The 1,564-nt window shown below is 49.9% G+C and carries 2 protein-coding genes; both read left to right on the top strand.

Features of this window, described 5'->3' with window-relative positions; genetic code table 11:
* On the top strand, positions 1-927 hold a 927-nt coding region (locus Q0349_RS06840; protein ID WP_298080129.1), incomplete at its 5' end, for a SulP family inorganic anion transporter.
* Positions 928-958: 31 nt separating this feature from the next.
* Positions 959-1,372 (top strand): hypothetical protein, encoded by a 414-nt coding sequence (locus Q0349_RS06845; protein WP_298080130.1) that lies wholly within the window; start codon positions 959-961, stop codon positions 1,370-1,372.
* Positions 1,373-1,564: the final 192 nt, after the last annotated feature.

Below are 1,564 nucleotides of genomic sequence, written 5' to 3' on the forward strand. Positions count from 1 at the left end.
ACCGGTTTGCCGCATTTCGCCCTGCCGCGTTTTGCCTGGGCAGATATTGCGACTTTAATGTTACCCGCCTTTACCATTGCCATGTTAGGCGCGATTGAATCGCTGCTTTCTGCGGTTGTCGCCGATGGCATGGCAGGCACGCGCCACCATTCCAATCAGGAGCTGGTCGGGCAGGGCCTTGCCAATATGATTTCGCCGCTATTTGGCGGCTTTGCCGCAACCGGTGCGATTGCGCGGACGGCGACCAATATTCGCCAAGGGGGCAATAGTCCGCTGGCAGGGATTGTCCACGCTATTACTCTGGCTTTGATTTTGTTGGTTGCTGCACCGTTGGCGGCCAATATTCCGTTGGCCGCCCTCGCTGCCATTCTTTTTCAGGTCGCCTGGAACATGAGCGATCCAAAGCGTTGTGTGAGCATGATTCGCCGCGCCCCGCGTGCTGATAACGCGCTTTTTTTGATTACGTTTTTCTTGACGGTTTTGGTGGATTTGGTGGTCGCCGTGAATATCGGTGTCATTCTCGCTACTTTGCATTTTCTGGGGCAAATGGCCAAAGCGGTTGAGGTTAAAAAAGGCGAACATAGCAGCGATGCAGAGCATTTGCCGGAAGATGTGCAGATGTTCGTTGTCAATGGTCCGTTCTTTTTTGGTGCGATGGAGAAATTTGAACAGACGCTGTCGGATATTAATACGCAACCACGCGCCGTTATTTTGCGAATGCGCTGGGTGCCTTATATTGATATGACCGGCATTTTGACGCTGGAACGGGTGATTGGTGATTTTCAGAAACGCGGTATCCGCGTCATGGTCTCCGGCGCAAATGAGCAGGTACGCGCCAGTTTAAGCCGTAGCGGTGTTTTGAAATTGCTGGGTGAAGATAATTTTGTGCGGGATTTTTCGATGGCAGTAGCAATATTGCGTCAATAAAATTTGCCATGTTGCTTTTGGGAAAGACGCTGTGTTTACGCTGTTTGTATTACTGCGTGATGATAATCATGCTGTCAATAATGATTTACTGGCTTGCGGTCTGAAACAGCATTTTCCCTGGTATAGTGATTTTGCGCTGTCCACAGAAACCCTGATTTTTCCGCCGGTATCTTTGCTGGTTCTGGAAAGGAAAGGTTGGCGGGTGCGGTTCGAGATTCGTGAGGTGGATGAAATGTCGCTGGACGTCGCCGTACTGCAAAAGATTTTGCAGAAAAAGACCGCACTGCCTGCGGATTTTCTCGCTTATAACAAGGAAATTGCTGTCGGTTTTGACGATGATCCACAGCGCCGTTTTACGGATGACGTTATTGGCGTGGCTGAATGTCTGCGCGATATTTTTCCGGATGCCGTGCTTTTTGATCAATATAACGGCGAGGTATGGTAATGCCCGTTTGGCCGCCAGGAGAAGCGTATAGCCATCCACCGAAAGCCTCATACGGTGTTGCGTCGCTTGATCGGGTTTCCCTAAGAACCTGTTTAAAATCCGGTGGTGTCCTAAAATGTATGCTGCCTCAAACGCACCCGTAGTTGATATAGAAAAATCCGATGGCAAATGCCTTAACGTGATAGAACATCT

It is taken from the genome of uncultured Cardiobacterium sp. (assembly GCF_938028185.1).
Classification (GTDB): Bacteria; Pseudomonadota; Gammaproteobacteria; order Cardiobacteriales; family Cardiobacteriaceae; genus Cardiobacterium.